Source organism: Actinomadura sp. BRA 177 (assembly GCF_013372625.1).
Classification (GTDB): domain Bacteria; phylum Actinomycetota; class Actinomycetes; order Streptosporangiales; family Streptosporangiaceae; genus Spirillospora.
Genome location: NZ_JABXFD010000359.1, coordinates 1 through 7,254 on the forward strand (window position 1 = coordinate 1; position 7,254 = coordinate 7,254).

Annotated in this window: 12 protein-coding genes and 1 other RNA gene; 6 read left to right on the forward strand and 7 right to left on the reverse strand. The window is 70.1% G+C overall.

Annotated elements, in window-relative coordinates; translation table 11 throughout:
• From HUX53_RS43100 to HUX53_RS20265, 4 genes are all read right to left on the reverse strand, one after another.
• Window positions 1-151: DUF2510 domain-containing protein (locus HUX53_RS43100; protein WP_176404790.1), on the reverse strand; the 151-nt coding region annotated here is incomplete at its 3' end.
• Window positions 152-220: 69 nt separating this feature from the next.
• Window positions 221-619, reverse strand: coding sequence for a hypothetical protein (locus HUX53_RS20255; protein WP_176404791.1), 399 nt, complete (start codon window positions 617-619; stop codon window positions 221-223).
• 49 nt (window positions 620-668) lie between these two features.
• On the reverse strand, window positions 669-1,013 hold the full coding sequence (locus tag HUX53_RS20260; protein WP_176404792.1) for a DUF6191 domain-containing protein: 345 nt from the start codon (window positions 1,011-1,013) through the stop codon (window positions 669-671).
• 45 nt (window positions 1,014-1,058) lie between these two features.
• Entirely contained in the window at window positions 1,059-1,598 is a 540-nt protein-coding gene (locus HUX53_RS20265; protein ID WP_176404793.1) for a pyridoxamine 5'-phosphate oxidase family protein, read from the reverse strand.
• Between the two features lie 114 nt (window positions 1,599-1,712).
• Here HUX53_RS20265 and HUX53_RS20270 point away from each other — a divergent pair, with 114 nt between their 5' ends.
• The 6 genes from HUX53_RS20270 (at window position 1,713) to rnpB (ending at window position 6,174) form a co-directional block, all read left to right on the forward strand.
• Window positions 1,713-2,546 (forward strand): Nif3-like dinuclear metal center hexameric protein, encoded by an 834-nt coding sequence (locus HUX53_RS20270; protein ID WP_176404794.1) that lies wholly within the window; start codon window positions 1,713-1,715, stop codon window positions 2,544-2,546.
• On the forward strand, window positions 2,543-3,286 hold the full coding sequence (locus HUX53_RS20275) for a zinc ribbon domain-containing protein (RefSeq protein ID WP_176404795.1): 744 nt from the start codon (window positions 2,543-2,545) through the stop codon (window positions 3,284-3,286). The genes HUX53_RS20270 and HUX53_RS20275 overlap by 4 nt, the downstream gene beginning before the upstream one ends.
• Window positions 3,283-4,377, forward strand: a complete 1,095-nt coding sequence (locus tag HUX53_RS20280; RefSeq protein ID WP_176404796.1) for a bifunctional RNase H/acid phosphatase — start codon at window positions 3,283-3,285, stop codon at window positions 4,375-4,377. The genes HUX53_RS20275 and HUX53_RS20280 overlap by 4 nt, the downstream gene beginning before the upstream one ends.
• A gap of 43 nt (window positions 4,378-4,420) precedes the next feature.
• The gene (locus tag HUX53_RS20285; RefSeq protein WP_309237332.1) at window positions 4,421-5,188 is read left to right on the forward strand and encodes a hypothetical protein; all 768 of its coding nucleotides are present in this window, start codon (window positions 4,421-4,423) and stop codon (window positions 5,186-5,188) included.
• Window positions 5,185-5,679 (forward strand): transposase, encoded by a 495-nt coding sequence (locus HUX53_RS42590; protein ID WP_309237333.1) that lies wholly within the window; start codon window positions 5,185-5,187, stop codon window positions 5,677-5,679. The genes HUX53_RS20285 and HUX53_RS42590 overlap by 4 nt, the downstream gene beginning before the upstream one ends.
• A 97-nt stretch (window positions 5,680-5,776) precedes the next feature.
• An RNA gene (gene rnpB, locus HUX53_RS20290) (RNase P RNA component class A) lies at window positions 5,777-6,174 on the forward strand.
• Window positions 6,175-6,185: 11 nt separating this feature from the next.
• On the opposite strand, the gene HUX53_RS20295 is transcribed toward rnpB, so the two are convergent.
• From HUX53_RS20295 to HUX53_RS40080, 3 genes are all read right to left on the reverse strand, one after another.
• A complete protein-coding gene (locus tag HUX53_RS20295) occupies window positions 6,186-6,377 on the reverse strand; it encodes a hypothetical protein (protein ID WP_217919653.1) in 192 nt (63 codons plus the stop codon).
• Window positions 6,378-6,435: 58 nt separating this feature from the next.
• On the reverse strand, window positions 6,436-6,927 hold the full coding sequence (locus tag HUX53_RS20300; RefSeq protein WP_176404797.1) for a YfbM family protein: 492 nt from the start codon (window positions 6,925-6,927) through the stop codon (window positions 6,436-6,438).
• Between the two features lie 82 nt (window positions 6,928-7,009).
• A partial coding sequence (locus HUX53_RS40080; protein ID WP_217919654.1) for a sialidase family protein occupies window positions 7,010-7,254 on the reverse strand: 245 nt, incomplete at its 5' end.

The following is a 7,254-nucleotide window of genomic DNA, read 5'->3' on the forward strand; positions in this document are numbered from 1 at the left end:
CGGTGGGCAGGGTGTGTGTTGTAGAGGGGGGGGGGGGGGCGCGGGGGCGGGATTTGTGGGGGCGTGCTTCGGTCGTCCAGGTTTGTCCGTCCCAGTAGCGTTCGCGGCCCATCCACTCTGGATCTGGGTACCACCCAGGTGGTGTGCTCACCGGAACCCGCCTCCCGTCAGGATCAGCTCAAAGGCTTGCGCACGCCGCGACAGCGCGTCAACGGGATCGTCAAAGCTTGGGGGTGAAGGGGCGGCGGTGGGCGGGGTCGTCGGGCTCGGCGAGGCCGCGCAGGGCCGTCTCGACGAGTTCGACGGCGCGCAGCACGGCGACGAGGCGGGCGCCCTCGCGGCGGTAGGCGTCCAGGACGGAGTCGACGCCGTGCGGCGGGACGGCGTCGCCGAGGTCGACGCGGGCGGTGCGGAAGCCCTCGCGGGCCGCCTCGACGGACGCGCTCACGTGCTGGCGGGCCATCCGCGCGAGCGCGATGGGGTAGCGGCGGAGGACGCCGTAGCGGCGGTACTCGGGCGGGACGAGCTCGAGCAGCCAGCCGAGGGCGGTGTCCTCGAAGCGGTCGGTGCCCGGTGGGTGCACCTGCGAGGGCCAGCCGGGCGGAACGTAGGTGCTCACGAGGTCAGGATAACCCGCCTTCGAACCTATGTTCGATACAAATCGGACACTATTCGGGCGGCGGGGTGCGCCGGATCCGGATCTTGCCGGAGTCCAGGTCGTCCCGCGTGCTGCCGTCCCCGGCCTGCTCGTGGTCGTCCTGGCGCAGCACCTTCTGCCGCTGCTGCTCCTCGACTTTGACCTTCTTGGAGCCCTCGAACGCGGACGCGAGGTCCTCGAACAGGCCGCCGCCGGAGCTCGCGCCGGTCTCGCCGTCCCCGCGGATGGCGCCCATCAGCGACGACCGTCCCGTCCCCTCGCGGGGCCACTCGACGATCTCCGGCTCGGCCGCTTCCGGGCGGTGGCCCATCGGACGGCCCTTGACGCGCTTGCGGCGCCGAAAGGGTGGTTTCACACAGACTCCAACGCGATGAGTCTCCAGATTGATCCCAGCGGACGTTCAGGTTACGAACGACCATCGGGTGGGAGAACCGGTGAAATCTCCCTGGCGGAGTCCGAACACCGAGTGTGGGCGCACCGCTACGGTGGCGTTCACCTCCGGGTCCAGGAAGTCGACACGATATCGGGTGGCGTACTTGGAGTTGACCAGGTCGATGAACCGCTGGAGGTCCTTCGGCTCGGTCAGGATCTCCGCGCGTCCCTCGATGACGACCGGGTTCTCGGCCTCCTCGGTGGTCACCACGACCTGCGGGTTCAGCCGCAGGTTCACCATCTTGCGGGACGGGACGGCGCTGCTGAACAGCAGTGCCTCACCCGACCAGGCGCCCCATACGGGCATGGCGTGCGGACGCCCGTCCGGGCGCACCGTGCACACCCAGAAGTTGCGGGCGGCCCGCAGCCGTTCCACGGCCCACGACCACGGCAGCAGCCCGCTGCCCTCGTCGGCGCCGACGATGCCGTAGCCGGGCATGTACGGGCGCTCGGCCTTCGGCTCGGCGGGCTCGATGGGCTCAGGTTCCGCGGCGGCGGCAGCCGGCATGGCGTTCCCTTCTCGATCGTGCACTGTCCCGTCCCATATCGTTACAGACCTCGGCGTCCCGTGGCGACGCTCGGCGGCTCGGATGCGGCGGCTCGGCGCGGTAGCCTGCGGGACGTGCGCCTATCCCATGTCATCACGGTTCTGGAGGAGCTTTATCCACCCGCGTGGGCGGAGTCCTGGGACGCGGTCGGCCTCGTCTGCGGGGACCCCGACCAGGAGGTCCGGCGGGTCCTGTTCGCCGTCGACCCGGTCGCCGCCGTGATCGACGAGGCGCTGGAATGGGGCGCCGGCCTGGTGGTCACGCACCATCCGCTGCTGCTGCGCGGGGTGCACTCGGTCGCCGCCACCACCCCGAAGGGCCGGCTGATCCACCGGATGATCACGAACGGGATCGCGCTGCACACCGCGCACACCAACGCCGACCGGGCCGATCCCGGCGTCTCGGACGCGCTGGCGCGGGCGGTCGGGCTCACCGGCGACCTGCGTCCGATGGTCCCCGCCGACGACGATCCGCGCCGCGGGCTCGGCCGGATCGGGGAGCTGGACGAGCCCGTCACGCTGCGGGAGTTCACCGAGCGGGCCGCCGCCGGGCTGCCGTCCACCGCCTGGGGCGTCCGCGCGGCGGGCGACCCCGACGCCGTCGTCCGCACCGTCGCCGTCTGCGGCGGCGCCGGCGACTCTCTGCTCGACACGCTGCTCGACACGGGGCGGGCCTCTCGCGTCGACGTCTACCTCACCGCAGACCTGCGGCACCACCCCGCCTCGGAGTTCGCCGAGCACGGCGGCCCCGCCCTGGTGGACGCCGCGCACTGGGCGACCGAATGGCCGTGGCTGGCCGACGCCGAGCGCCGGCTCGCCGCGTCCTCCCCGGAAGCGGGCAAGTTGGAGACACGGGTGTCCACGCTCGTCACCGACGCGTGGCGCCTCCACGCAGAAGGAGCATTGTGAAAGCCGCACCGCAAGCCCAGCTTCGCCTGATCGACCTGCAGGACCTCGACAGCTCGCTGGACCGGCTGGCGCACCGCCGCCGCACGCTGCCCGAGCTGGCGGAGATCGAGCGGCTGGAGGGACGCCTCACCGAGCTGCGCGACGCGGTCGTGGCGGCCGAGACCGAGGTCGGCGACCTGCAGCGGGAGCAGAGGAAGGCCGAGCAGGACGTCGACCAGGTCCGCACCCGCGCCGACCGCGACCGGCAGCGGCTCGACTCCGGGCAGGTGACGTCCGCGAAGGACCTGTCCAGCCTGCAGGCGGAGATCGAGTCGCTGCAGCGCCGCCAGTCCGACCTGGAGGAGGTCGTGCTGGAGATCATGGAGCGGACGGAGGAGGCCGAGGGGAAGGTCGCCGCGCTGCGCGCCGACCAGACCGCCGCGCAGGACGAGCTGACCGGGCTCACCGAGCGGCGCGACACCGTCCAGCGGGAGATCGACGAGGAGGCCGGGACGACCAGCACCGCGCGCACCGCCGTCGCCAAGGACGTCCCGGACGACCTGCTCTCCCTCTACGAGAAGCTGCGCGGCCAGTTCGGCGGCGTGGGCGCGGCCAAGCTGTTCCGCGGTGCCTGCCAGGGCTGCCACCTGGCCCTCAACACCGTCGACCTGAACAACATCCGGGCCGCCGCCGAGGACGAGGTCATCCGCTGCGAGGAGTGCCGCCGCATCCTCGTCCGCACCCCCGAGTCGGGTCTGTGACCGCTCGCAAGCTGGTCGTCGAGGCGGACGGGGGCTCGCGCGGCAACCCTGGCCCGGCCGGGTACGGGGCCCTCGTCCGGGACGCGCTGACCGGCGAGGTCCTCGCCGAGGTCGCCGAGTCGATCGGGCACGCCACCAACAACGTGGCGGAGTACCGGGGCCTGATCGCCGGGCTCACGGCCGCCGCGGACCTCGACGCGTCCGCCCGCGTCGAGGTCCGGATGGACTCCAAGCTCGTCGTGGAGCAGATGTCCGGCCGCTGGAAGATCAAGCACCCGGACATGATCCCGCTGGCGCTGGAGGCCCGGGAACTGGCGTCCGGGCTGGGCTCGGTGTCCTACGGCTGGATCCCGCGCAACCGGAACGCGCACGCCGACCGCCTGGCCAACGAGGCGATGGACGCGGCCGCGCGCGGCGAGCACTGGACCCGCAAGGTCGAGGAAACGCCGGGCGAACCCGAACCGCCGCCGCGTCCGGTCTCGTCCACCCCGCTGACCACGGTCCTGCTGCGGCACGGCGAGACGCCCCTCTCGATCGAGAAGCGCTTCGCCGGGATCGGCGATGTTCCGCTCACAGCGAACGGTGTCGCCCAGGCCCGCGCCGCCGCCCTCGCCCTCAAGGACCGCGGTCTCGACGCGATCGTCACCTCACCCCTGTCGCGCTGCCGCTCCACGGCCGCCGAGGTCGCCGCCGTCACCGGCCTGGACGTCCGCGTCGAGGACGGCTTCCGGGAGACCGACTTCGGCGAATGGGAGGGCCTCACGTTCGGCGAGGCGGGCAAGGGGTGGCCCGCCGAGATGAAGTCCTGGCTCGCCGACCCCGAAGCCTCGCCGCCGGACGGGGAGAGTTTCGCCCAGGTGTCCCGGCGCGTCCGCACGTCCCTGGACAAGCTGAAGGTCCGCTACCGCGAGCAGACCGTCCTGGTGGTCTCGCACGTCACGCCCATCAAGCTCCTCATCAAGGACGCCCTGGGCGCGCCCATGTCGTCCCTCTACCGGATGCACCTGGACGTGGCGGCACTCTCGTCCATCGACTGGTACACCGACGGCCCCGCGACCCTCCGCAGCTTCAACGAGCTTCTCAAAGTCTAGAACTTACCGTGAGGATGCGGATACTTGATGTTACAGTGCCGGGGTGAAGCTGGTGATGCAGGTGAAACTGCTCCCGACGCCCGAGCAGGCGGCGGCGCTAGACGCGACTCTGCACACCTGCAACGCTCTGGCCAACCGGGTGTCGGCCGTGGCGTACGAGAAGAGGGTGTTCTCCCGCGCCGGGTTGCAAAAGCTTGTCTACGCGGAGTTGAAGGCGTCGGGGTTGTCGGCGCAGCCGGCGTTGCACGTGATCCGCAAGACCGCCGACGCCTACACCACGCTGCACGCCCAGATCGATGCTGGACTGCTCGGCGGGCAAGGGTCCCGGCGTCGCCGCAAGGCTGAATCCAAACCCGCCACGTTCAGGCCCGACGCCGCCCAGCCATTCGACGATCGCTGCCTCAGTTGGCAGATGGATGCCCGAGCCGTGTCGGTCTGGACCACAGCGGGCCGGGTGCAGGGCCTCGCTTTCACCGGCAAGCCGTCCCACCTCAAGACCCTGGCCGAGTACCGCAAGGGCGAGTCGGACCTGGTGTTCCGGGACGGCATGTGGTTCTTGTACGCCACCTGTGAGATCCCGGAGACCGACCAGTTCGACCCGGTCGACTGGATCGGCGTGGACCGAGGGATCGTGAACCTGGCCACCACTTGCGATGGCACCAACCACCAGGGCGAGCCCCTGAGTAAGTACCGGCGGGCGCAGGCGCGTCGGCGCGCCGAACTGCAGAAGAAGAAGGCCGCCGGGTCCCGCTCGGCGGCTCGCCGCCTGACACGGCGCAAGGCCAGGGAGGCCGCCACGCCGCGAACATGAACCATGCGATAGCCAACAAGATCGTGGCCGATGCCCAACGCACCGGACGTGGGATCGCGCTGGAAGAACTCAGTGGGATCCGTGGCCGGGTACGGCTCAGGCGGCACCAGCGGGCCACGCTCTCCACCTGGCCGTTCCACCAGCTCGGCGCCGCCATTGCCTACAAGGCCAGGCGGGCCGGGGTGCCGTTCCTGGAGGTCGACCCGGCCTACACCTCGCAGACCTGTCCGCGCTGCGGGCACGTCGCGCGCGGCAACCGTCCCGGCCGGGACCACTTTTGCTGTCGTCGGTGCGGGCTCGCTGGCCCTGCCGACCACATCGCCGCCGTGAATGTCCGCCAACGGGCGCGCACGGCGTGGGTATTCGTCAGCATGCCCGACCCGTCCCCGCACAGGGGAAAGGTGATGCGACCCCAGCGCGGCAGCCAGTGGCGACGGGGAGCGCAACGAAGCGTGAACAACCGAGCCGCAAACTCGGCCGTTCACGGCTGAGAAGCTGACCGACGTCCACCACCTACCTGGCGCCTCGATACTCCTCACCGAGGAACAAGGGACCCGCGCGACCCGCTAACCTTCTACGTACGGCGGACGAGCCGGCCGGACGGCCGCGTCGGGGAGCGATCCCCGTCGAGGAAAGTCCGGGCTCCACAGGGCAGGGTGGTCGGTAACGCCGACCCGGGGTGACCCGCGGGAAAGTGCCACAGAAAGCAAACCGCCACCGCCTCGCGCGGTGGTAAGGGTGAAACGGTGAGGTAAGAGCTCACCAGCGCCCACGGTGACGTGGGCGGCTCGGTAAACCCCACCCGGAGCAAGGTCAAGAAGGGGCCCCGCAAGAGGCCCCGCGCAGGTGCCCGAGGGCGGCCCGCCCGAGCCTGCGGGTAGACCGCTGGAGGCCGCCGGCAACGGCGGCCCGAGATGGATGGCCGTCACCCGCCGCCTCGCAAGGGACGGCGGCCACAAAACCCGGCTTACAGGCCGACTCGTCCGCCCCTCACCGCCTACTTGAGCAGTGCCAGCGCCTCGTCCCACACGTCGCCTCCGTCGGCCCAGGTCCACAGCCACTGACGCAGGGACGGTGCCGCGTAGCGCAGGCCATCGTGAGGATCCCCGCCCCAGTCCGGTTCCCAGCCACCGGTGTCCCAGAGCAGCACCGGATGATCGACCGCTATCAGCGAGACGTACCACTCCATGGTGCAGCCGCCACCTGTAAGGAAGAACCACGATGTCGGCGGCTCGCGGGTGGTGTGGTCACGTGAGGGCCAGGAGCATGGCGTCGCCGGAGGCGGCGGCGGTGTTGCAGAAGGTCACTAGTTTCTCGTAGTGGCCGCGGAGCCATTGGAGGTTGAACTCATCGTCGGCGGCGTCCCAGGTGCCGGGGTAGATTTCGGCTTTTTGCATCGCCTGTGCGTTGTAGTGCGCCAGTAGTGTCCTGGACGGGGTCCGGTTCAGTAGGGCGGTCGTTGACCTCACCAGGTCTGTGTCCAGGAAGAGCGGTGGGCTGTAGCCGCAGTCTTCGGCGAGGGGGGCTCCGGTGAAGAAGATGTCCGCTGAGGGGCCGGAGGATTTCTCTAGGAGATGGCTCAGGGCGTGCCACGTTTTCTCGATTCCGATGGCCTTGTCCTGTGCCGGGTCGCCGCCGAGGTGGTCTACGTCGAAGCTGAACACGAAGGTCGTGGCGTCAGTTCGGAGAGCGTCCATGTCGCTGGAGCCGACTCTTATGCACCTGCACCTGATGCCCACGATTTGCTCCCTGCGGCTGACTTCTCGCGCTCAGGGTAGTGGTCTTGGCGAGGGCCGGGGTGGGCCCGGCCCTCGCGGGTTTTCAGGATTCGAGCCAGGGGAGGGTTGTTCGGGTGAAGACAATGCCGCCTGTGTTGGCTATTTCGTAGAGGGTGCCGATTGAGCCGTCTGCTAGGACGGCCATTGTGGAGTAGCCGGCTGTGCCGGGTTTGATGAGGGCCTCGTGGGGCCAGCTTGCGGCGTCGTCGCGGCTTACGCGGATGGTCAGGTCTGTGCGGGACGTTGCGGCGTTGTTGCTGTGTAGGGCGATGTTCGTCAGGGGTGGGG